At 78.1% G+C, this 21,852-nt stretch carries 20 protein-coding genes; 7 read left to right on the top strand and 13 right to left on the bottom strand.

What is annotated here, in order from left to right:
* Positions 1-114 precede the first annotated feature (114 nt).
* The gene (locus ACFY07_RS19545) at positions 115-1,434 is read right to left on the bottom strand and encodes a PucR family transcriptional regulator (protein WP_390870045.1); all 1,320 of its coding nucleotides are present in this window, start codon (positions 1,432-1,434) and stop codon (positions 115-117) included.
* 155 nt (positions 1,435-1,589) lie between these two features.
* Between ACFY07_RS19545 and ACFY07_RS19550 the strand changes: the two genes are divergently transcribed.
* The 3 genes from ACFY07_RS19550 to ACFY07_RS19560 all read left to right on the top strand — a co-directional run bounded on the left by ACFY07_RS19550 (position 1,590) and on the right by ACFY07_RS19560 (position 3,549).
* The gene (locus ACFY07_RS19550; RefSeq protein ID WP_390870047.1) at positions 1,590-1,946 is read left to right on the top strand and encodes a DUF962 domain-containing protein; all 357 of its coding nucleotides are present in this window, start codon (positions 1,590-1,592) and stop codon (positions 1,944-1,946) included.
* Positions 1,947-2,160: 214 nt separating this feature from the next.
* Entirely contained in the window at positions 2,161-2,634 is a 474-nt protein-coding gene (locus ACFY07_RS19555; RefSeq protein WP_390870048.1) for a VOC family protein, read from the top strand.
* Between the two features lie 216 nt (positions 2,635-2,850).
* The gene (locus ACFY07_RS19560) at positions 2,851-3,549 is read left to right on the top strand and encodes an aspartate/glutamate racemase family protein (protein ID WP_390870050.1); all 699 of its coding nucleotides are present in this window, start codon (positions 2,851-2,853) and stop codon (positions 3,547-3,549) included.
* Positions 3,550-3,741: 192 nt separating this feature from the next.
* Here the strand turns inward: ACFY07_RS19560 and ACFY07_RS19565 are convergent, their stop codons facing one another.
* On the bottom strand, positions 3,742-4,392 hold the full coding sequence (locus tag ACFY07_RS19565) for a maleylpyruvate isomerase N-terminal domain-containing protein (RefSeq protein ID WP_390870052.1): 651 nt from the start codon (positions 4,390-4,392) through the stop codon (positions 3,742-3,744).
* Between the two features lie 204 nt (positions 4,393-4,596).
* The gene (locus ACFY07_RS19570; RefSeq protein ID WP_390870054.1) at positions 4,597-6,642 is read right to left on the bottom strand and encodes an ABC transporter ATP-binding protein; all 2,046 of its coding nucleotides are present in this window, start codon (positions 6,640-6,642) and stop codon (positions 4,597-4,599) included.
* A gap of 351 nt (positions 6,643-6,993) precedes the next feature.
* On the opposite strand from ACFY07_RS19570, the gene ACFY07_RS19575 reads away from it, so the two are divergent.
* Together ACFY07_RS19575 and ACFY07_RS19580 are read left to right on the top strand one after the other, a co-directional pair.
* Positions 6,994-8,205 carry an MFS transporter gene (locus ACFY07_RS19575; protein WP_390870056.1) on the top strand — a complete coding sequence of 404 codons (1,212 nt, stop codon included), beginning with the start codon at positions 6,994-6,996 and terminating at the stop codon, positions 8,203-8,205.
* A 184-nt stretch (positions 8,206-8,389) separates the two neighbouring features.
* The gene (locus ACFY07_RS19580; protein ID WP_390870058.1) at positions 8,390-8,914 is read left to right on the top strand and encodes an ArsR family transcriptional regulator; all 525 of its coding nucleotides are present in this window, start codon (positions 8,390-8,392) and stop codon (positions 8,912-8,914) included.
* A 146-nt stretch (positions 8,915-9,060) separates the two neighbouring features.
* On the opposite strand, the gene ACFY07_RS19585 is transcribed toward ACFY07_RS19580, so the two are convergent.
* Positions 9,061-10,014 carry a GNAT family N-acetyltransferase gene (locus ACFY07_RS19585; RefSeq protein ID WP_390870060.1) on the bottom strand — a complete coding sequence of 318 codons (954 nt, stop codon included), beginning with the start codon at positions 10,012-10,014 and terminating at the stop codon, positions 9,061-9,063.
* A 237-nt stretch (positions 10,015-10,251) separates the two neighbouring features.
* Complete coding sequence (locus ACFY07_RS19590) at positions 10,252-11,064, bottom strand: peptidyl-tRNA hydrolase (protein WP_390870062.1); 813 nt, start codon at positions 11,062-11,064, stop codon at positions 10,252-10,254.
* 32 nt (positions 11,065-11,096) lie between these two features.
* On the opposite strand from ACFY07_RS19590, the gene ACFY07_RS19595 reads away from it, so the two are divergent.
* Positions 11,097-11,528, top strand: a complete 432-nt coding sequence (locus ACFY07_RS19595) for a GNAT family N-acetyltransferase (protein WP_390870064.1) — start codon at positions 11,097-11,099, stop codon at positions 11,526-11,528.
* A 127-nt stretch (positions 11,529-11,655) separates the two neighbouring features.
* On the opposite strand, the gene ACFY07_RS19600 is transcribed toward ACFY07_RS19595, so the two are convergent.
* The 7 genes from ACFY07_RS19600 to ACFY07_RS19630 all read right to left on the bottom strand — a co-directional run bounded on the left by ACFY07_RS19600 (position 11,656) and on the right by ACFY07_RS19630 (position 19,533).
* Positions 11,656-12,618 carry a hypothetical protein gene (locus ACFY07_RS19600; RefSeq protein WP_390870066.1) on the bottom strand — a complete coding sequence of 321 codons (963 nt, stop codon included), beginning with the start codon at positions 12,616-12,618 and terminating at the stop codon, positions 11,656-11,658.
* A gap of 76 nt (positions 12,619-12,694) precedes the next feature.
* Positions 12,695-13,615 (bottom strand): ABC transporter permease, encoded by a 921-nt coding sequence (locus tag ACFY07_RS19605; RefSeq protein ID WP_390870068.1) that lies wholly within the window; start codon positions 13,613-13,615, stop codon positions 12,695-12,697.
* Positions 13,608-14,534 carry an ABC transporter permease gene (locus tag ACFY07_RS19610; RefSeq protein WP_390870070.1) on the bottom strand — a complete coding sequence of 309 codons (927 nt, stop codon included), beginning with the start codon at positions 14,532-14,534 and terminating at the stop codon, positions 13,608-13,610. Before ACFY07_RS19610 ends, ACFY07_RS19605 begins: the two co-directional genes overlap by 8 nt.
* Positions 14,535-16,145, bottom strand: a complete 1,611-nt coding sequence (locus tag ACFY07_RS19615; protein ID WP_390870072.1) for an ABC transporter substrate-binding protein — start codon at positions 16,143-16,145, stop codon at positions 14,535-14,537. It abuts the gene before it with no gap.
* A 308-nt stretch (positions 16,146-16,453) separates the two neighbouring features.
* Positions 16,454-17,647: a M20/M25/M40 family metallo-hydrolase gene (locus tag ACFY07_RS19620; RefSeq protein ID WP_390870074.1), complete on the bottom strand. Its 1,194-nt coding sequence runs from the start codon at positions 17,645-17,647 to the stop codon at positions 16,454-16,456.
* Positions 17,640-18,467 (bottom strand): M55 family metallopeptidase, encoded by an 828-nt coding sequence (locus tag ACFY07_RS19625; protein ID WP_390870076.1) that lies wholly within the window; start codon positions 18,465-18,467, stop codon positions 17,640-17,642. The genes ACFY07_RS19620 and ACFY07_RS19625 overlap by 8 nt, the downstream gene beginning before the upstream one ends.
* A gap of 190 nt (positions 18,468-18,657) precedes the next feature.
* The gene (locus tag ACFY07_RS19630; RefSeq protein WP_390870078.1) at positions 18,658-19,533 is read right to left on the bottom strand and encodes a MurR/RpiR family transcriptional regulator; all 876 of its coding nucleotides are present in this window, start codon (positions 19,531-19,533) and stop codon (positions 18,658-18,660) included.
* Between the two features lie 338 nt (positions 19,534-19,871).
* Here ACFY07_RS19630 and ACFY07_RS19635 point away from each other — a divergent pair, with 338 nt between their 5' ends.
* The gene (locus tag ACFY07_RS19635; protein WP_390870080.1) at positions 19,872-20,690 is read left to right on the top strand and encodes a helix-turn-helix domain-containing protein; all 819 of its coding nucleotides are present in this window, start codon (positions 19,872-19,874) and stop codon (positions 20,688-20,690) included.
* A gap of 26 nt (positions 20,691-20,716) precedes the next feature.
* Here ACFY07_RS19635 and ACFY07_RS19640 read toward each other — a convergent pair whose 3' ends face one another.
* A complete protein-coding gene (locus ACFY07_RS19640; RefSeq protein WP_390870082.1) occupies positions 20,717-21,784 on the bottom strand; it encodes an ArsR family transcriptional regulator in 1,068 nt (355 codons plus the stop codon).
* Positions 21,785-21,852 lie beyond the last annotated feature (68 nt).

Consider the following 21,852-nt stretch of genomic DNA (forward strand, 5'->3'; position numbering starts at 1 on the left):
CTCCCGGCCGGGATCGCCGGGGGTGGAGGGGCAGGAGGCGGACAGGCAGGGGGCGGGGGTCGGAGGGGGCGGGGGCCGGAGGGGACGGGGGCCGGACCGGGCGGCGGGGCGGCGTCACCCGGGCGGCCGGCCGGCGAGGTTGCGGGCGATGTCGAAGGTGAGGCGGTGCCAGGGGCGGCGCGGGTCGCGGCCGGTGAGCTCGCGGATGCGGCGCAGCCGGTAGCGGAGGGTCTGCGGGTGGAGGTGGAGCGCCTCGGCTGCGGCGGTGGCGGACCCGGTGTCGAGGTAGGCGTCGAGGGCCTCGGCGAGGTGGCGCCGGTCCGGGCGCAGCAGCGGGCCGAGCACGGCCCGGGCCACGCGGTCGGGTGCGGCGCCGGGGCGTGCCGCGAGCAGGGCCAGGACGTGGGCGTCGGCGTCCCCGAGCAGGGGGGTGGCGCCGTAGGCGTGGGCGGGGGCGGTGTCGAGGGCGTCGGCGGCGAGCCGGTACGCCGCGGGGATGCCCTCGGCGGGTTCGCCGGTGACGGCGCAGCCGCGCCAGTGGAGGGCGGCGAGCGCGTCGGGGAGCGCGCCGGCGGCCTCGGCGGGGAGCAGGAGGACCGCGCGGGGGCCGCGGGCGGTGACCAGGACGGAGCAGGCGTCGGGGGCCTGCCCGGCGGCGGGCGCCTCGGCGGGCGCGACGGTGACCGCGTCGGCGAGGGCGGCTGCCGCGGCGGCGGCCGCCGCCTCCGGCGCGACGGCCTCACGGACGGGACCGGGGCCGCCGGTTCCGGATCCACCGGTTCGGGGTCCACCGGTTCCGGGTCCGCCGAAGTCGGGTCCGCCGGGGTCGGGTCCGCCGGGGTCGGGCTCGGCGACGAGGAGGCGGTACGGGTCGGGGAGCCGCACGCCGAGCCGGGCGGTGCGGTCGGCGACGGCGCCGGCCGAGGCGTGGCGGCCGGTGACGAGGTCGTCGAGGAGGTCGCGCAGGGCCCGGTTGCGGTCGCCGGAGAGCCGTTCGGCGGCGGCGGTGTAGCCCGCGTACAGGGACTCCGAGAGGGAGTCGAGGGCGGTGAGCCACAGCCGGGCGAGGGCGAAGACGTCGTCCGGCTCCAGCAGGCCGGCGGTGCGTGCGGACAGGTGCTCCAGCAGGGCGGTGGCGGCGACCCGGTAGGCGCGGAGCACGGCGGGCAGGGGGCGCCCGTCCGCGGCGCGGGCCGCACCGATGCCGCGGAACCGGGCGAGGTCGGCGGTCGTGAAGCAGCCGCCGTCGACCCAGAGTTCGAGGCTGCGGGCGAGGACCCAGGCCGCGATGGCCCGCACCTCGGGCAGCCTGCTGCCGTCCAGGGCCCGGTAGGCGGGCACCTGGGAGCGGACGGCCCCGACCAGGGCGTCCACCAGCGGGCCGGGGTCGGCCATGACCTCGCGCCGGACCCGTCCGCGCGCCTCGTGCCCCATGCGGGCCCTCCCCGCCGGGCACCCCGGGGCGCCCGGCTTGTCACCGGCTGACAACACGGTCCTCGCGTCGTGCGCAGGGACGTTGTCGGGGATTGTCACCCGCGCCAGTATGCAGCGGGAAGACCCCCTGCCGACCCCTACCGGAAGGAGCACCCGTGGCAACCGTCGACGTGGAGCCCGAGGTCCCGCCGCGCGAGGCGCCGTTCGCGGAGAAGATGGAGTACTACCGGTCGCAGCACACCAGCCGGGGCATCCGGATGACGCACCTGGCGGGCATCCCGGGCGTGGCGGTGTCGCTGCCGCTGCTGTTCGCCCGGCCGAAGGTGGGCGTCCCCCTGTTCGCGGCGAGCTGGGCGCTGCAGGTCGCCGGGCACAAGCTGTTCGAGAAGAACAACCCGGCGCTGACCAAGGGGTTCGTCTCCTTCCAGCTGTGCGGGCTGGCCTTCTGGTGCGAGGAGGTCGGCGAGCTGATCGCCGGCCGCGGCATCGGCGGCGGCCCCTCGAAGCGCTGACGGCCGGACCGGCCGCTCCTGCCCGCTCCGGGCGGGAGCGGGCGTCGGCGGTCCGGTGCTCGAGGTCCGGTGCTCGCGGTCCGGGGCTCGCGGTCCGGTGCTCGGCGCCCGGCGTCCCGGGTTCGGCCGGGTGGCGCCCGGGGGTTGACCTCGAGGGAGCTTGAGGTCCTGCGGTCGGACCGTCCCGCGACGACGCGAACCGAGGAGACCCGCCATGAGCAGCCACGTCGTTCCCGACCGCTACCGCTACGCGGCGGTTCCCCACGTCATGGTCGACGACGCGGACGCCGCGCTCGGCTTCTACCGGGAGGCGTTCGGCGCCAGGGAGCTGTTCCGCGTCCCAGGTCCGGAGGGCGGCGTCATGCACGCGGAGTTCGCCGTCGGGGAGTCGGTCGTCATGGTCGGCGACGCGGGGGGAGTCTTCACGGCGCCGAACGCCGGGGGCGGTCCGTCAGTGGGCCTGCATGTGTTCGTCGAGGACGTCGACGCCCTCTGCCGGCGGGCCGTGGACGCAGGGGCGGAGCTGCTGCAGCCGCCGACGGACATGTTCCACGGCGACAGGACGGCGATCCTCCGCGACCCGTCCGGACACGTCTGGATCTTCCTGACCCACCAGGAGGACCCGTCGGCGGAGGAGGTCCTCCGGCGCGCCGCCGGACCCCCGTCCGGAACCGGGCACCACGCCTGACCCGGCCCGGAGACCGCCGGTAGAGCCGCCGTCGCCGGGACCGGCCTCCGGGTGGCCGCCCCGCCATGGATCCCGCGCCCGATCAGGCCGCTCGGCCGGCTGTCCGCCGGGCTCCGGGCCGACGGCATCCGGCTCGGGGTCCTCGCCGGCCCGCCCGCCGGCCTCCACGACCCCGACGCGGCCCCGGGCCGGGTCCGCCCGTGGCACAGTGGGCCCGTGAGGACGATCGGACTGCTCGGAGGCATGAGCTGGGAGTCCACCGCGGAGTACTACCGGCTGGTCAACCGGCTCACGCGTGAGCGGCTGGGCGGCCTCCACTCCGCCAGGTGCGTGGTGTACTCCCTGGACTTCGCGGACGTCGAGCGGCTGCAGGCCGAGGGGCGCTGGGACGAGGCCGGGGAGGTCCTGGCCGGGGCGGCCGCGGCGCTGGAGTCGGCGGGGGCGGAGCTGCTGCTGATCTGCACCAACACCATGCACAAGGTGGCCGACCGGGTGGCCGTGGCCGTGGGGGTGCCGTTGCTGCACCTGGCGGACACCACGGCGGACGCCGTGCTGGCGGCGGGGATCCGCCGGGTCGGGCTGCTGGGCACCGCGTTCACCATGGAGCAGGACTTCTACCGCGGCCGCCTGGAGGCCCGCGGCATCGAGGTGCGCGTCCCGGACGCGGAGGGGCGCAGGACCGTGCACCGGGTGATCTACGAGGAGCTGTGCGCGGGGATCGTCCGGGAGGAGTCCCGCGCCGCCTACCGGGAGGTCATGCGGGACCTCGCCGACGGCGGGGCCGAGGGGATCGTGCTGGGCTGCACCGAGATCGAGCTGCTCGTCGGCCCGGAGGACAGCCCGCTCCCGGTGTTCCCCACCACGCGGCTGCACGCGGAGGCGGCCGTGGCGTGGGCGCTGTCCGACGGACCGTAGGGGCCGCCGGGACCAGGAGGACCGACGGGACCGGCGGGACCGGCGGGACCGGCGGACGTCCCCGTCGGACGGCGGCCCGCGAGGCGGCCGGCCGTGCCGCGCCCTCCCCCCGGACCGCCGTGCGGCTGCGGGCCGCGGCCTGCGCCCACGCGGGTCGGCTCCGCCTCCGGCGCCGGACCCGCTGAACCGCCGTCAGCCGCGGGGCGCCCCGTACCAGCGCCACTCGCTGCGGCGGCCCAGGCCCAACAGTTCCGTGCGGCCGGTGCACCACAGGAGGGCGGCCCAGGGGTCGGTAGCGGCCGGGGCGTCGGGGAAGAGCCTGGCCAGGGCCCGTGCGCAGAGGTCGGCGGGCGGCGTCCAGCCGACGCCCAGGCCCTCGGCGATGTCGTGGGTGTGCACCAGGGTCTCGACGACGCCCATCGCGGCGAACCCCTCGGGGTCGGCCGCGCCGAAGACGTGGTGGGAGCGGACCGTCGGCGGCGTGGCCCGGACGACGGCCGCCAGCAGGGCGCCGCAGGCCTCCAGCACCTGGAGCAGACCGGTCGGGCCGGCGTCGCGGTCCGCGAAGACGGCGTTCGCCGGTCCGCCGGGTCTGCGGCGGCTCCAGGCGAGCGGGACGTGGGTGCCCGGCGGCGGCTCGGCGGGCCCGAGCTGGACGGCGTAGGAGAGCAGGTCGTCGGCGAGGTGCTCGGCGGTCTCCCAGCAGTCCCACTCCAGGGATCCGGCCCGGGTGTGCCAGTCCCGCGCGTCCGCCCCGGCCAGGGCGGCGACCGCGAGGCGGACGGCGTGCAGGACGTCGGCCGCGGTGACGGGCCCGGTCGGTGGTGGGTGTGTCTCGGCCATCGCGGGACCGTACCAGGGCGGGCCATGCCCACGGGAACCGTTTTCCCGCCGCGGCGCCGGAGGCGCCGGGCTCGGCGGCCGGCCGGGCCGTACCGCCGGGATGCTCCGCCGGGCCGCCCCGCCGGGATGCGCCGGCAGCAGGCCGGTCCCGCGGGCCGGCGGGGCGGCCCCTGCACGTCGCGTGCCGCGGAGCGTCGGCGGCGCTCACCTCCTCCCCTCCCCCGCTGCGCCCGGTCGGGGCGCGTCCCCCGGGCCCGGTGCGCCGGTCCGGTACTGGTCGGCCTGCATGCCGTACAGCTCGGCGAAGTGCCCTCCGGCGGCGAGGAGTTCGGCGTGGGTGCCCTCCTCGACCAGGCGGCCGCGGGAGAGCACGTAGATCCGGTCGGCGTGGCGGACGGAGGCCAGCCGGTGGGTGATCAGGACGATCGACTGCCCCTCGTCGGCGAGGCGGCGGATGCGCTCGAAGACGTCGATCTCGGCCCGCGGGTCGAGGGCGGCGGTGGGCTCGTCGCAGATGAGCAGCGGCGCGGCCCGGTAGTGGGCGCGGGCCAGGCCGAGCCGCTGCCACTGGCCGCCGGACAGCTGCACGCCGCCGGCGAACTCGCGGGCGAGCAGGGTGTCCCAGCCCGCGGGCAGGTCCTTCAGCAGGGGGCCGGCGTCGGCCTGGCGGACCGCGTGCTCCAGGCGGTCGTCGCCGCCGGGGGCGCCGGGCCGGCCGATGGTGACGTTGACCCGGGCGGTGAACGGCCAGCGGTGGAAGTCCTGGGAGACCAGGGCGACGCGGTCGAAGAGCTGGTCGCGGTCGAGGTCGGCGGCGTCGACGCCGTCCCAGAGGATCCGGCCCTCGGTGGGCGGGTGGAGGCCCGCGAGGAGCTTGGCGAGGGTGGACTTGCCGGAGCCGTTCTCGCCGACCAGGGCGACGATCTCGCCGCGCCGCAGGGTCATGCTGACCCTGTCGAGCGCCGGTTCGCTGCGGTCCGGGTACCGGAAGCCCACCCGTTCGACCCGGACGAGCTGCGGCCGGGCCGCCACGTCCGCCCCGCCCGCGGGGATGGCCCGGCGCCCGGCCTCCTCGACGACGCGCTCCAGGTCCTGGAAGAACAGCGCCTGCTCGTAGAGGAAGTTGACCTGCATGACCAGCGAGCCCAGGTCGGCGGTGCCGGTGCGGACGGCGAGCACGGCGGTGCCGGCGACCGCGAGCGGCATGCCGCCGGAGAGCAGCAGCAGGCCGAGCGCGGTGTAGGTGGCGCCGGCCGCGATGCCGGCGAGCGCGGAGGCCGCCACCTCGGTGGCGGCCTCCGCGCGGGCGAGCCGGGTCTGCTCGGCCTCGGCCCGCGCCGCCATCCGCTCGTAGTGGTCGAGGACGAACGCGCCCGCCCCGTGCACCCGCACCTCCTGGGCGGCCTCCCGGCCGGTGATCAGCTCGGAGAGGACGCGGCGGGCGCGGGCGTGCTCCAGCCACACCAGGAACGACCCGTAGCGGCGGCGCGCCGAGCGCACCGACGCCCAGCCGCGGGGCAGCGCGATGAGCAGCAGCAGCGGCAGCAGCACCGGGTGCAGGACGAGGAGGACGCCGCCCGCGGCGGCGAGCGCGAGCACCGCGTTGAGCACGCCCACGCTGTAGCCGACCATCCGGCGGGCGGCCTCGGCGCCGTACTGGGCGGAGGCCAGCAGCCGGTGGAACTCGGCGTCCTCGACCGCCTCGAGCTCCACCCGCGCGGCACGCCGCAGGTAGCGGACGGTGGCGAGCCGCTCCACCTTGGGCTGCAGGGTGCCGGTGGCGGCGGTGGACCAGGCGGCCAGCAGCGCGGCGAGCGCGCCGGCGGCGGCGACCCAGGCCAGGGCGGGCAGCGCGGAGCGGACCCGCTGCGGGGTGGGCCCGGCGGCGAACAGCTGCACCAGCACGCCGTTGGTGGCGAGCAGCCCGAAGGCCCGGGCCGCGCCCTGCCCGAGCTCGGCGGCGAGGACGGAGGCCAGGGCGCGCCGGTCGGCCTCCCAGGCGAGGCGGAACGCCTGCCAGGCGCTGCGCGGCAGGCGGCGCGCCATGGCCAGGAAGGACATGCCCACCCAGGCCAGCTCGTGCTGCGACCAGCCGCCCGCGTACCGCAGGGGCCCGCCGAACAGCAGTTCCTCGCTGCCGCCGGAGGCGTCCTCCCGCCCGGGCTCCCGCCCGTCCCCTCCCCGCCGCCGCGCACCGGGCCGCGCCCACGTCCACGCCCCCGCGCGGGCCCGCGTCCGCACGTCCGCCATGGCTGCCTCCCCCGAGTCGGCCGCGCTCCCCCTCCCCGCCGGGGACCGCGGCATGGCCACTGCCCGGCAGCGTACGGGCACCCTCCGACAATCCGTCCGATCCCCGGCGCGGCCGGCGGCCCCCGCTCCCACCGCGCGCCCCGGGACCGCCCGCGCACACCCGCGCGCCCCGGTCCGGCCCCGGTCCCGCCCTCGACCACCAAGCATTGACTTGGGGGTCGAGGGCGGGGCACCATCGGCGCGGGACGGGGGCCGCCGGAGCCGACGGGGCCGAGGGACCTCCGGCCGGAAGGGGAGCGCATGGACGGGCCGGGGAAGCGCGGACGCCGGGCGGGGCGAGGGCGGTGGGCCGTGCTCGCCCACCGGGACTTCCGCGTCTTCTACGCGGGCTTCGCGACCTCGCTGTTCGGGACCTCCATGGCGTCGGTGGCCCTGGCCTTCGCGGTGCTGGACGGCGGCGGCTCGCTCACCGGCCTCGGCGCGGTGATGACGGCCCGGATCCTGCCCCTGGTGGCGGGCCTGCTCGGCGGCGGCCTGCTCGGCGACCGGCTGCCCCGCCGCCGGGTGATGCTCGCCGCCGACCTGCTCCGGGCGGGGGCCCAGGCCGGGATCGCCGCGCTGTTCCTGGGCGGCGGGTTCCCGCCGATGGGGCTGCTGCTGGCCCTGAGCGCGGCCTCCGGCATCGGCGAGGCGCTGTTCAGCCCCTCGCTGGAGGGGCTGGTCCCCGAGCTGGCCCCGGCCGGATCCCTGCAGGACGCCAACTCCCTGCTGGGGCTGGCCCGGTCGGCCGCCACGGTCGGCGGCCCCGCGGTCGCCGGGCTGCTGGTCGCCGCCGCGGGTCCGGCGGCGGTGCTCGCGGTGGACGCCGCCAGCTACCTGGCGAGCGTCGCCTCCCTGCTCCTGCTGCGGATCCCCGGCGCCGCGCGGCAGGCCGGCACCGGGGTGCTGCGGGACCTGCGGGACGGCTGGGAGCTCTTCCGCTCCCGCACCTGGCTGTGGGCGCTCACCCTCCAGGGCGCCCTGTTCAACCTGGCCGTCTGGGCGCACTTCCTGGTCCTGGGCCCGGCGGCCGCCCGGGCGGACCACGGCGGAGCCGGCGCGTGGGAGGCGGTCATGGCCCTGTACGGGGCGGGCTCGGCCGCCGGGGGCCTGGCGATGCTGGGCCGCAGTCCCTCCCGGCCGCTGGCGGTGTCCACCGCGGCCGCGTTCGGCTGGGGGGCGCCCTCCGCCTGCCTGGCGCTGCACGCGCCCTTCCCGGTCCTGGCCGCGGGCGCGCTGGCGGCGGGTGCGGCCAACGCGGTGGGCGGCACGCTGGGGACGACGACGGTGCAGCAGCAGGTCCCGGCCGAGGCCCTGTCGCGGGTCATGTCCTACGTGTACGTCGGGGCGTTCGCGCTCGGCCCCCTGGGGCTCGCGGCCGCCGGGCCGCTGGCGGAGCGGGCCGGGATCGGCACCGTGCTCGCCGCCGGGGCCGCCTGGCAGACGGTCTCCACCGCGGCCGTGCTCGCCCTCCCCTCGGTACGGCGGATGCCCGCCGGTGAGCCGGCGGATGCCCGCCGGTGAGCCGGCGGAGGCCGGGGTGCCCGCCGCCGGGGAGCCCGCGGCGGCCGGCCCCGGGGAGGGGGCCGGTGCGGTGCGGGCGGCCGGGACGGACGGGTCGGCGGGAACGCCTGCCGGGACGGGGGCGGCGGCCGGGGCGGGGGCCGGGCACTCCGCCGCCGGTCCGGCGTGAGCTTTACTTGCCCCTGTGAGTGCGACCGATCCCGTCCTGCGGGCCCTGGCCCACCCGGTGCGGCTGCGCATGATGTCGCTGCTGTGGACCGTGCCGATGTCCGCCGCCGAACTCGCCCGCGAACTGGGCCTCTCCCACGCCCTCGCCAGCCAGCACCTGCGCACCCTGCACGCGGCGGGCCAGGTGGAGCTGGCCGAGGTGCGGGTGCGGCGCGGCGGCCGGGAGCGCCGGTACCGGGCCGTGCACGGCTCGCCGCTCTCCGACCGTCAGGAGGGCGCCCCGCTGCTGGCCGAGGCGCTGGCGCACAACCTGCGGGAGCGGGCCGCGCGGCGCCTCCCGGGGCGCCCCGGCGTCACCACCGACGCCGAGCTGTGGGTGGCGCCCGAGGTCTGGGAGGACGTCCGCGGCCGCCTGGCCGCGCTGCTGGACGAGCTGCACGACGCGGCGCAGCCCCCGCACGCCCCCGGCACGGTCCGGGTGGGGGCCACGGTGACGGCGTTCCCGCTGCGGGAGGACCGGCCGGACCCGGCGGAGGACTGACCCGACCGCCCCCGCCCCGCGGGGAGCGGCGGGAGCGGCGGGGGCGGTGCCCGCTGCGCGGTTCGGGCGGCGGTCCGGCACCGGCTGCCTGCCGGACACGGTCCGTGCCGCCGTGCTCCCGGACCGCCGCACCCGCGGGACGGGCGTCAGGGCCAGACCATCTCCAGGGTGTGCTCGGAGGCGGTGTACCCGGCCCGGCGGAAGGCGGCGGCCATCGGCGTGTTGGTGGTGTCGGTCGCCGCGCGGATGCGCGGGACGCCCTCCGCGGCCAGGACGCGGGTGCCCTCGGCCAGGACCTCGTCGATCCAGCCGCGGCCGCGGTGCTCGGGCAGCACGCCGAGGTAGGCGATGACCGGGTTGTAGGCGTTGCGGGCCGCGACGACGAAGCCGACCGGCTCCCCGCCGGGCAGCTCGGCGACGCGCCACCACTCCCGGGGGCTGCGGAAGCCCGCGAACTCCCCGTCGTAGTGCCCGGCGGCGGCCTGCTCCGGCGTCATCCGGGCCAGGTCGTCGCGGCTGTAGGCGTCGAGGGTGCCCTCCAGCACCCGGGTCATCAGGCCGACCAGCTCCTCCCGTCCGGCGGCGGGCCGGAAGGAGAGCCGCCCGGTGGGCGGGGGCACGGGCGTGCCGGGACGCCACTCCAGGCGCAGCCGCTCCACCATCATCCGGGCGCCGGTGCGGGCGGCGGCCGCCGTGCGGTCCTCCACGCCGCGCCGGACCTCCGGGCGGTCGCGCCAGTCCGGCGGCGCGAGGCGGCTGTACGGGGGCGGGCGGGTGCCGGCGGGGAGGACGGCGGCCGCGGCGGTGCGCAGCAGCCGCTCGCCGATGTCGACCCGCGCGGGGCTGTCGAGGGCGTCGTCGAGGTCGAGGACGTCCAGGACGAAGGGGTCGTCGCCGCGGCGGCGGCCCCACCAGGCGGCGCGGGCCACCGGGCGGCCGCCGTCGAGGGCGAGCCACATCCAGCCGGACCGGCGGCGGCCGTCCTCCAGGTCGCCGGCGAACTCCTCGTTGAAGCGGTGGGGCAGGCGGTTGAACAGGTCCAGTTCACCGGGCCCGGAGATCGGACGGATCGTCAGGTCGTGCGGTGCTGCTGCGGTCAAGGCGCTCTCCGTTGCGGGGGTGCGCCCGGCCGGTCCGGGGCTCAGCCGAGGCCGACGCCCCGGAAGGGGGCGGGCGCGGTGGTCGTGCGGGTCATCGGCTCGTCCTCCTCTCGGGTCGGGGCCGCTCCCGTCCCGGGCGGGAGGGGACGCGGCGCCCCAGGTGTACCGGCCGCCGGGAGCGGCCCGCAACCGGTTTTCCGGCCCGGACCGCCGGGCCGCCGGACCGGCGCCCGGGCCCTAGCGGCGGGCGGACCGCAGGGCGGGCAGGTCGGCCACGACCGTGCAGGAGCCGGGGGCGATCTCGGTGAAGCCCGCGTCGCGGACGACCGGCAGGCCGCTGCCGGCCAGCTCCGCCCAGGCCGCCGCCGGGGCGGTCCGCACGGCCAGGGCGAAGCCGCGCTCCGCCCAGGCGGCGCGCTCGGCGGCGTCCAGCTCCCACCAGGCGAGCTGGGCGGCGTGCCCGGCCTGCGCCATGGCCTTGCCCGCGCTCATGCCCAGGTCCGGGTTGACCCACAGGACCGGCGTGCCCGGCTCCGGCGCGGGCGGCTCGGCGGGGTCGTCCAGGTCGGTGCCGGAGACCTGGAGCCGGGCGAGGTCCTTGGGCCAGCCGTCCAGCGGCACCGGCGGGTACACCCGCACCTCGGCGGCGGGCCGGGGCGCGGCGTCCGCCTCCCCGGCGGCGGCCTCCCCGGCAGCCGTGCCCCCGGCGGTCCCGGACCCCGCGGCCCCGGGCGCGCCGCTCCCGTGCACCGTGATGCCGGGCAGCGCCTCCGCCCGCCGCCACTCCGCGCCGCGGGCCCGCCGCACCACCTTGCGGATGCGGGCGTCCTCCCACGCCGCGACCGCCTGCGCCCACTCCCCGCCGTCGGCGGAGCGGGGGTCGGCGAGGAGGGTGAGCACGGCGCGGGCGGCGGTCTCCATCGCGTCGGTGCGTCCGGGCGGGGCGGCCCGCTCCACGCGGACGACGAGCGGCAGCACGTACTGGGGGGCGGCGTCGCGGGAGGCCGCGGGATCGGGGGCGTCGAACGGGTCGGTCACGGCTCCCAGCATGCCAGCCGCCCCCGCCGGTAGGCTGACCGGCCATGACCGGCACCGTGCCCGAGGGCTACGCGATCGACACCGACCCGGCCAGGATCGACGTGGACGCGGTCCACCGCTGGCTGTCCACGGACGCCTACTGGGCGCTGGGGCGCAGCCGGGAGACGGTGGAGCGGTCGGTGGCGGCGTCGGTGAACTTCGGCGTCTTCGACGCCTCCGGCGCGCAGTGCGGCTACGCCCGGGTGGTGACCGACCTGGCGACCTTCGCGTGGCTGTGCGACGTGTACGTGGACCGGGCGCACCGGGGCCGGGGCCTGGGCGTGGCGCTGGCCGCGGCGGTGCGGGACCACCTGGCGCCGTACGGGCTGCGGCGGGTGCTGCTGGCCACGGGGGACGCCCACGGGGTGTACGCGCAGGTGGGGTTCCGGCCGCTGCCGGACCCGCACAAGTGGATGGTGCTGGGCCGCGAGGCGTGAGGCCCGGCCCCTTCCGCCCCCGGGACGCCCCCGCCCGGCCGCCCCCGCCCGAAGGCCGGACGGGGCGTTCGGGCGGGGAGGGCCGGGCGGGGACGACCGGGGCGGGCGGACCTGTCGGGCGGACCGGTCAGGCCGCGGACTCGGGCCCGGGCTCGGGCCCGGACTCGGGCTCGGGCTCGGGCTCGGGCTCGGGCCGGGGCAGCTTCATGGCGTCCGCGAGGCGGTCGGAGAGCGGCCGGACCAGTTCCCGCAGCCGGACGCTCCGCTCGGTGCCCAGGGCCTGCCAGGGGGCGAGGGCGAGGTGGTCGGTGAGGTCCTCGACCTCGCGCCGCAGGGCGCGGCCGGCGTCCGTGAGCGCGCCGTCGGCGTCGAGCAGCCCGCGGGCGGCGAGGCGGCCCTCGGCGGCCTCCCAGTCGGCGTCGGACCAGCCGCGCCGGGGCTGGATGGAGCCGCGGACCTCCCCGCCCTCCGCCGTGATGGCGACCAGGGCCTCGACCGCGTCCAGTCCGGAGCGGAGCAGGGCCGCGTTGTGCCCGTCGCCGCGCCACTCGCGCAGCGTGGTGGCGGCCTGCCAGAGCCTGAGGTGGGGCTCGTCGGGGAGCGGGAGGGCGGCGTTGGCGGCGCCGAGGGGGCGTCCGGCGGGCGTGCAGGCGGCGGCCGCCTCGGCGGCGAGGTCGGCGGCCTCGGCCACCTCGGGCGAGCCGACGGCGTCGGGGAGCAGGGCGCGCAGGGCCGCGTCGGCGCCGGCGAGCCGGGCGGCGAGGACCTTCTCGGGTGCGGCCTTCTCCCACACGCCGGGGATGGAGCGGCCGGTCAGGGCGGGGTGGAAGTGGTAGAAGACGGCGTCCACCACGGAGGCGGGCGCGGCGCCCATCGGGGCGGTGCGCCCGGCGAAGTACACGGCCCAGGGGTGGGTGATGCCGTGGGCGTGGAAGGGGGCGTGCGCCTGCGGGGCGAGGATGGCGACGACGTGGTACGGCTCCAGGACGTCCCGCAGGGACCGGGCGAGGCGCAGCCCGGCGGGGCGGGGGCGGTCCGGGCGGGGCCCGGCCGTGCGGGGGCCGCCGGGGGCGGTGGTCGGCTCGGTCACACTCTGCTCCTTGGGTGGGAGGGTGCGACCGAGCATAGGGTGAATGTTTCACCACATCAACCATTCACCCCGGTGGTCACCTCAGCCGCGGGTCCAGGGCGTCGCGCACCGCGTCGCCCAGCAGCAGGAAGCTCAGCACCGTCACCGACAGGAAGAGCGCCGGGAAGACCAGCAGGTGCGGGTGGTCGGCGTAGAAGTCCTGCGCCATGTTCAGCTGCAGCCCCCAGGAGACCGTGGGGTACTGCAGGCCGACGCCCAGGTAGTCCAGGGTGGCCTCGCCGGCGATGACGTTGCCGACGTTGAGCATGGCGACCACGAAGACCGGGGCGAAGGCGTTGGGCAGGATGTGGCGGGTCATCACCCGCAGGTGCCCGGCGCCCAGCGCCCGCGCCGCGAGCACGTGGTCGGACTCCCGGACCGCGATGACCTGGGAGCGCATGATCCTGGTCATGGTGGTCCAGCCGAGCGCCACCAGCACCAGGGTGACCGCCCAGATCCCGTGGCCGGGGAAGGCGGTGAGGACCACGGTGGCGCCGAGCACGAACGGCAGCCCGAAGAAGATGTCGGTGACCCGGGAGAGCACGGCGTCGACGGCGCCGCCGAAGTACCCGGCGAGGGAGCCGAGCACCACCGAGACCGCGAGCGCGAAGAGGGTCACGGCGGTGCCCACCAGCAGGCTGGGCCGCGCGCCGTGGACCACCTGGGACCAGTAGTCGCAGCCCTGCACGTCCCAGCCGAAGGGGTGGCCGCCGGCCGGCCCCTGCTTGGCGCGCAGCAGGTCGCACTGCTCGTTCGGGCCGAGGCGGGCGAAGAGCGAGGGCACCGCGGCCATCACCCCGGCCAGCAGCAGGACCGCCGCCGAGCACCAGAACAGCGGCCTGCGGCGCAGCTCGTACCAGGCGTCGCCGCCGCGCCGCCGCACCGGCGGCACGCCCCCGTCCGCCGCCGCCTCCGGGAGCGGGGCGGCGGGCGGGTCGAGGGTGGTGGGCTCAGTCATGGCGGATCCTCGGGTCCAAGACTCCGTAGAGCAGGTCGACGGCGAGGTTCACGAGCAGGAAGACCAGCACGAGCGCGGTGGTGGCGCCGACCACCACCGGCCCCTCCTTCAGCTGGATGGACTGGAACACCTGCTGGCCGACGCCGGGCAGGTTGAAGATGCCCTCGGTCACCACCGCGCCCGCCATCAGCGCGCCGAAGTCGACGCCGAGGTAGGTGACCACCGGGATCAGCGAGTTGCGCAGGGTGTGCACCACCACGGTCCGGGTGCGGCCCAGGCCCTTGGCGGCCGCGGTGCGGACGTAGTCCGAGCGGAGGTTCTCCACCAGGGTGGTGCGGGTGAGCCGGGCGACGTACGCGAGGCCGAAGGAGCCCAGCACCATGCCGGGCAGCAGGTAGGCGGTGGGCCAGCCCTCCTCGGTGCCCGCGGTGGGCAGCAGCCCCCACTCCAGGCCGACCAGCAGCTGCGCGGTGTACCCGACCACGAAGACCGGCACCGCGATCACCAGCGTGGTGCCGGCGAGGACCGCGGTGTCGACGGCCTTCCCGCGCCGCAGCCCGGCGATGACGCCGAGGGTGACGCCGAGGACCAGCTCGAAGACCCACGCGGTGACCGCGAGCTGCGCGGTCACCGTCCAGCGGTCGGCGAGCAGGTCGGAGACGCGCTGCCCGGTGAAGGTCTCCCCGAGGTCGCCGCGGACCAGCCCGGCCAGGTACTTCCCGTACTGGACCACGAGCGGGTCGTCGAGGTGGTAGCGGGCGTGGAGGGCGGCGAGCGCCGACGGGGAGACGGGCTTGTCGCCGGCCAGCGCCCGGACGGGGTCGCCGGGCAGGGCGAAGACCAGGGCGTAGATGAGGAAGGTGGTGCCCAGGAAGACGGGGACCGCCTGGAGCAGCCGGCGCGCGGTGTACCGGCCCATCTACTTGACGGTGATCTGGTCGAGGCGGAGGGAGGCGTAGGGGTCGGGGCGGACGCCCCGGAGCCGCTCGGACCAGGCGGAGTAGTCGGTCCAGTTCCACAGCGGCGCCATCGGCAGCTCGGCCAGGGCGATGTCCTCGGCCTGCTGGTAGAGCGGGGTGGCGGCGTCGAGGCCGGGGGCGGAGTTCGCCCGCTTCAGCAGGTCGAGGAACCGCTGGTTGTGCCAGCCCATGCGGTTGCCGTCGCCCCACATGTACTCGAGGTAGTCCTGGGCGCTCGGGTAGTCCATGACCCAGTTGTTGCGGTAAGGGCCGGTCTCCTTCCTGCCGGAGAGGGCGGAGAGGTAGTCGGAGGCGGGCACCTTGCGGAAGGCGACCCGGTCGATGCCGAGGTTCTGCCGGAGCTGGTTGGCGACGGCGGTCATCCACTGCTCGTAGGAGGAGTCGGCGTTGGAGAACCAGAGCTCCAGCGGACCGTGGAAGCCCCCGGCCTGCGCGAGCAGCTGCTTCGCCTTCGCGGGGTCGTAGGTGCAGGCCTCGCCGCAGGCGTCCTTGCGGTAGCCGGGGACGTTGGGGGCGAGGAGCGAGGCCATCGGCTGGTAGGCGCCGTTGAAGACCGCGTCGACGACGGCCCTGCGGTCGATCGCCATGGAGAAGGCCTTCCGCAGCCGCGGGTCGGCGAACCGCTTGTCGTAGACGGGGAAGCCGAGGTAGTCCATGGTGCCGCTGGGGGTGCCCCGGAGGCGGTCGCCGAGGAGGCGCCGGGCCTGCGGGAGGTGGGCGGGCGGCACGTTGAGCACGAGGTCGACCCGGCCGGCCTGGAAGTCGGTCCAGGCGGTGTCCTTGCTCGCGTAGATCCGGAACACCACGCCGGCCCCCTTCGCCGGGCGGGGCCCCCTGTAGCCGGCGTACTTCTTCAGCGTGATCCGCTGGTTGTGCTGCCAGTCGCCGTCCATGGCGAAGGGGCCGTTGCCGATCGGGTGGACGTCGAACTTCCTCGGGTCGGTGAAGGCGGCCCGGGGCAGCGGCGCGAAGCCGGTGTAGGCGAGCGTCATCGGGAACGGGCTGAAGGGCGCGGTGAGCCGCACCGTGAAGGTGAGGTCGTCGACCGCCCTCAGGCCGGAGAGGGCCTTCGTCCTCGGGGCGGGCCCCCCGTCCTCCGGGTTGAGCTCCTTGTAGCCCTCGACGTTCGCGAAGTAGTAGTTGTTCGCCCAGCCGTTGGGCCCGTAGGCGGCGGCGTTCCAGGCGTCGACGAAGCTCCGCGCGGTGACCTTCTCGCCGTTCTGGAAGGTCTGCCCGGGCCGCAGCCGCACCGTCCAGGTGCGCTGGTCGGTGGAGGTGACGGACTGCGCGGCCTGCATCACGGGGTGGCCGTCGGCGGGGTCGAGGGTGACGAGGGTGTCGAAGACGCCGTTGAGCACGTCGATGGAGTAGCTGCTGGTGGTGTTGCCCGGGGTGAGGTGGTCGGGCTCGGTGAGGGCGACGCTGTAGGAGCCGTCCGGCGCAGCGGAGTCCCCCCTGCCCCCGCCGCCCGTGCCGCCGCAGGCGGTCGAGGCGAGGAGCGCGGCGAGCGCGGCGGCGCCCCAGCGGGCGGGGCGGACGAGCCTGGTCATGCATCCTCCACGGGGTCCGGCTTGTTCGCGTACCGTCGAACCGGTCCGGTGCCACAGGACACCACCGGCGCGGGGGCGGGGCAACGCTTCGTCGGCGATGTTTTCCCTCACCGAACACCGCGGAAGCGCTCCGGGGCCCCGCGTCCCTCCCCCGGCCGTGTCCGTCCGGCCGTCCGTCACCCCGCCGGGTGACGGACGGCGGGGTGACGGGACGGCGGATCAGCGGGGCGACGGGTTGACGGCCCGACGGGTCAGCGGGACGGCGGATCAGCGGGCCCGCCCCGCCGCCGCACCGCCGGGGAGGGGCGTCACGGCGGCGGGGCGGCGAGCAGCGCGGCCAGCAGCGCGGCGCGGGGGGCGAGCCCGTCGAGGCGGAGGTGCTCGGTGCGGGCGTGGGCGCCCCCGCCGGGCGGCCCGAGGCCGTCGAGGGTGGGGACCCCGGCCGCGCCCGGCGTGTTGGCGTCCCCGGAGCCTCCCGCGGGGCGCCCGGCGATCCGCAGGCCCTGGGCGGCGCCGGTCCGCCGGACGTGGTCCAGCAGCGCCGTGTCCGGGGAGGCCCGCCAGGCGGGCCGCCGGGAGAGGACCTCCGTCCGGATGCGGGCGCCGGACCGGTACGGGGGCAGCGCCGCCAGCAGGCGCAGCGCCTCCCGTTCGGCGTCGGGCTCGGTGAACCGCAGCCCCAGCTCGGCCTCGGCGTGCCCGGCGACGACGTTGGCGCGGGTGCCGCCGGAGATCCGGCCCACGTTGAAGGCGTTGCCGGGGCGCTCGCCGATCCGCCGCCGCAGGAGCAGCAGCTGGTCGGTGAGCTCGTCGACGGCGGAGACGCCCGCGTCCGGGGCGATGCCCGCGTGGGACTCGCGCCCGGCGACCTCCAGCCGGACCCGGGCGGAGCCGCGCCGGGCGGTCTTCAGGGCGCCGTCGGGGTGCGGGGGCTCCAGGCCGAGGGCGGCGCGGGCCCCGTCCAGGTGCCCGGCGACCAGCCGGCCGCCGTCGGGGCTGCCCACCTCCTCGTCGGAGACGACCAGGGCCACCACCGGCACCGCGCAGGGCACGGCCAGTTCGGCGAGGAGCGCCAGGGCCGTCTCCAGCACCACCAGGCCGCCCTTCATGTCGAGGACGCCGGCGCCGGTGGCGGTGCCGTCGGGGTGCTCGCGGTACGGCATGGCCGCGAGGCTGCCGGCCGGCCAGACGGTGTCGTGGTGGGCCAGCAGCAGCAGGTGGCCCGCCTCCGCCCGGCCGTCCAGGCGGGCGACCAGGTGGTCGCCGTGCACGCCGGGCACCTGCTCGACCTTGGCGCCGGACGCCTCCAGGCCGCGGGCCAGCTCGGCGGCGAGCCGGTCCAGGCGGGCGGCGTCGCCGGAGGGCGACTCCAGGGCGACGAGTTCGGCGAGCCGCCGCCGCATGCCGCCCTCCCGGGCGCGGGCGGCGGCCCGCAGCCGGGCGGTGAGGCCGCCGCCCGCGGGGCGGGTCCGCCCGGGCCCGCGGCCCGCGGACTCAGTCAAAGTCGGGCTCCCGCGCCGCCGACGCCACGTGGGTGAGGGCACGGAAGCACCGCATGCCGTCGTCCATCCGGTCGCTGGTGAAGGCCACGGTGCGCGGCCCGGTCGCGGTGACCGTGGGCACCGCCGTGCAGGCGTCCGCCAGCTGGGTCGCGTCGAACTCCAGCTCGAAGCGCCAGGGGCCGCGCGGCACGCTCTGCGGGCGCCCCACCGCCTCCAGGGACGCGGCGGCCGCCTCCCGGATCAGCCCGGCGGTGCGCACCGGCGGCAGGCAGACCGCGGCGTAGCGGCTGACGCAGGTCTTCACCGCGACGGTGCGGGCGTGCGGGGCCCAGCCCGCCGCCTCCTTGCAGGTGAGGTCGTCCCCGGTGACCAGCACCACCGGGACGCCCGCCTCGGCGGCCAGCAGGGCGTTGAGCCGGCCCTCGGAGGCGGGCTCGCCGTTGATGCGCAGCTGGAGCAGGCCGGTGGCCATGTAGGTGTGGGCCAGCACCCCGGTCTCGCCGGCACCGGTGTGGTAGCCGACGAAGGCCACCGCGTCGGCCTCCAGCACGCCCTCCATCATGCCCAGCGGCTTGTGGCGTCCCGTCAGCATGGCGGCGCGCGGGTCCAGCTCCTCCAGCAGGATGTTGCGCATGGTGCAGTGCGCCTCGTTGACCAGCACCTCGTCGGCGCCGGCGGCGAGGAAGCCCTCGACGGCGGCGTTGGTGTCGGAGGTCAGCATCCGGCGGAAGCGCTGCCACTGCTCGCTCCCCGGGGCGACGTCCTCCGGACAGGTGACGCCGGTGGCGCCCTCCATGTCCGCCGAGACCAGAATGCGCATCCGCTGCTCTCCTCAGCTCTGCCTGCAGGTTCTCCGACCGGCGGGCGCGGCGCCCGCCGGGGGTCAGGGGGTGCGCCCGTCCGGTGGACGGCGGGCGCGGGAAGGGGGGACGGGGGCGGGCCCGGGGCGGCGGCGCGGGCGGCCGGGGCCGGGCGCGGCCACCGGTGCGGACGCGGGCACGGGCACGGCGTCACGGCTCCCGGTAGACGGACAGGGCGCGGGCGGCCTCCTCGCGGCGTGCGAGCCGGCGCCGGGCGCCCCTGGTCCGCGCGGCGACCACCAGCGACAGGGCGTGCACGGTGGCGGCGACCGCGGTCGGCGAGTCGGTGAAGGAGGTGGAGGCGGTGGCCGCGACCAGGACGTGGTCGCTGAGCCCGGCCAGCGGGCTGTCGGGCGCGTCCGTGACGCCGACCACCGGGACGCCCCGCCCGCGCAGCGCCCGCACCAGGTCCAGCGTGCCGGTGCTGTAGCGGCGCATCCCGAAGGCGACGGCGACGTCGGCGGGACCGGCGTCGAGCAGCGCGTCCACGTCCCGTCCGCCGCGGTCGCCGAGGACGTGGACGTCCGGCAGGACCGCCGACAGGTCGGCGGCCAGCAGCAGGGCGAAGGCGTGCGACTTGCGCTCGCCCACCAGGTAGCGGGCGCGGGCGGCGGCGATGGCGGACGCGGCCCGCTCCAGGTCGTCGCCGGCCGCCAGCTCCCGCAGGGTGCGGCGGACGTTCTCGGCCTCGTGCCCGGCGGCCCGCTCCACCAGGGGGCCCGCACCGCCGGCGCCGATCCGGGCGGTGTAGCGCTGCCGGGGGGTGCGCAGCTCCCGGTCCTGCTCCTCGCGCACCCGCCACTGGAGTTCGGCGAGGCCGTCGAAGCCGGCGGCGGCCGCCAGGTCGGCGAGCGCCCGGTACGGCAGGCCGGAGGCGCGGAGCAGCTCCGCGGCGGGGCGCAGCGCGGAGGCGGGGTAGTCGTCGAGGAGGAGCCGGGCGAGGCTGCGGCCCTCGTCGCCGAGGGCGTCGGCGGCGTCCTGGATCAGCTGGCGGGGGTCGGACCACTGCGAGGCGAGACCGTTCACCGGTTCCTCCGGCGGGGGACGGGGGCGGCGGGGAGGTCCGCGCCGGGGGCCGGGACGCGTCCGCGCCGCGGCTGCCGGGCGGCCCCGCCGGGGGCCGGCGGGCGTCCGCGCCGCACCGGCGGCGTGTGTGCCTGCACGTGGCCTCCCGCGCCCGTCGGTCTGCTCCCCGCGCCGCCCGGTGTGCGGGGCGGCGTGCGGTGGCGGCGCCGCCGTACCGGTGCCGTTGCAGGGCCCGATGTTTTCTCACGGAGAAATTGCCCGTCAAGGGATGCCCTCCGTGGACGCACTGTAGTTTGCTGGCGGCGAACAGGACGTCGGATGCGGCCGCGGGAGGCGTTGTGGGTTCGACCGGCACGGCGGGGGCACGGGCGGTGCGGGGGCCGGCGGGCGGGGGGACCGTCCCGCCGCGGGCGGCCGGGGGGCCGCAGGCCGGAGGGGCCGCACAGGACGGTCAGGACGGGCAGGACGGCCGGGCCCGGGGCGGGGCGGCGGTTCAGGACCGGACGGCGCAGGACGGGGCGGCGCAGGACCGGACGGCGCAGGACCGGACGGCGCAGGACCGGACGGCGCAGGACCGGACGGCGCAGGAGGCCGAGAGGCGCGTCGCCGAGCAGGTGGGCACGGCCGTCCGGGCCCGGCGCCGCTCGCTGGGGCTGACCCTGGAGGCGGTCGGCAGGCGCACCGGGCTGTCGAAGAGCTTCCTCAGCCAGGTCGAGTCCGGGCGCACCAACCCCACGCTGGGCACCCTGACCCGGCTGTCGCTGGCGCTGGGCGCCACCCCGGCGGCCCTGTTCGGCGGTCCGGCGCCGTCCGCCGCGGGGGACGGCGCCGCCGACGCCGCTCCCCCGGTCACCACGCTCCGGCCGGCCCGCCCGAAGGCCAACTGGCCCGCGGGCACCGGCCGCACCTACCCGCTGACCGCGCCGGGCGCCCACCGCTTCGAGGTGGTGCTGTGCGACGGCACGCCCCGCCACCACGAGCGGGCGGTGCGCCATGCGGGCGCGGAGTTCTGCCACGTGCTGGCGGGCGCGGTGCGGGTGGAGGTGGGGTCGCAGAGCCGCCTGCTGCACGCGGGCGAGTCGCTGCACTACGACGGCGGGGTGCCGCACCGGATCGCGGCGCAGACCGGCACCACCCGCTTCCTGCTGGTCATCTGACGCGGCGTCGGTGCGGACGCAGCCCGTCACGGCCGCACCCCGGACGCGGCTCCGGACGCAGGCCCGGACGCGGGCCGCGGCCCCGGGAGGGCCGCGGACGGGTCCGCGCCCAGCAGGGCGAGGCCCAGCGGCGTGGCCGTGTGCCGCACCGAGCGGCCCTCGCGCCGGGTGGCGGCCAGGCCGGCCCGGCGCAGGACCGCGGCGTGCTCGGACGCCGAGGCCGGGCTGACCGCGAGCACGGCGGCGAGCTCGGTGGTGGTGCGGCCGTGCCGCAGGGCGCGCAGCGCCTCGGCGCGGGTCCGGCCCAGGGCGTCGGCCAGCGGGTCGGGCTGCGGGGCGGGGCCCGGGGGGCCGCCGGGCTCCGGCCGCAGGGCGCCGCGGGCGGGGTAGGTGACGAAGACGGGGCCGTCCGGCTCGGCCAGCACCCGGGGGCGGCCGCGCAGGAAGAGCGCGGGCACCAGGACGACCGGCCGGCCCCCCGGGTCGAGGTCGCGGTCCGGTCCGGGGCGGTGGATCTCCAGGACGGGCGGGCGCCAGCGGACCGCCGGGTGCAGCGAGTCCAGGACGGCGCCCACGCCCTCCCGGGCCAGCAGGGCGGAGCGCTCCGCGAGGTCGGCGGCCGCGGTCTCGCGCAGGGCGGGCCAGTCGGCGGCGAAGCCGCGGTAGTAGGCGCCGACGGCGGCGGTGAGCGCGGTGCGGGCCGCACGGTCGCCCCCGGCGAGGTCGCGGACGTAGGGGCTGGGGCGGCGGCCCGCGTAGAGGGCGCGGACCTGGTCGGCCACGGCGGCGGCGGGCGCGGACGCCACCGCGTCCAGGTAGGCGTCCATGTCTCCGGTGCGCCGCAGCAGGAAGGCCGGCAGGTCCGCGGTGCCCGGCCCCAGGAGGTCCAGCAGCGGCGCGGTCTCGGGCCCGGTGCGCGGCCGCATCCGGGCGCGCCAGCGGCGCAGGTCCGCGCGGGCGCCCGGGTCCCGCGGGCCCCCGGCGCCGTCCCGCAGCGCGATGACGCTGTACATGGCCTCGATGGGCGAGGCCACCCCGGCGGGGGCGAGGCGCAGGCGGGCGACGTCCTCCGGGGCCAGGCGGATGCGCAGCATGCCGCCATCGTGGCAGGAGCGGCGGGGGCGCGTCGCCGTCCGGGACGGGCTTTTCGGGACCCGGACGC

The sequence above is a fragment of the Streptomyces sp. NPDC001380 genome (assembly GCF_042895785.1).
Lineage (GTDB): Bacteria > Actinomycetota > Actinomycetes > Streptomycetales > Streptomycetaceae > Peterkaempfera.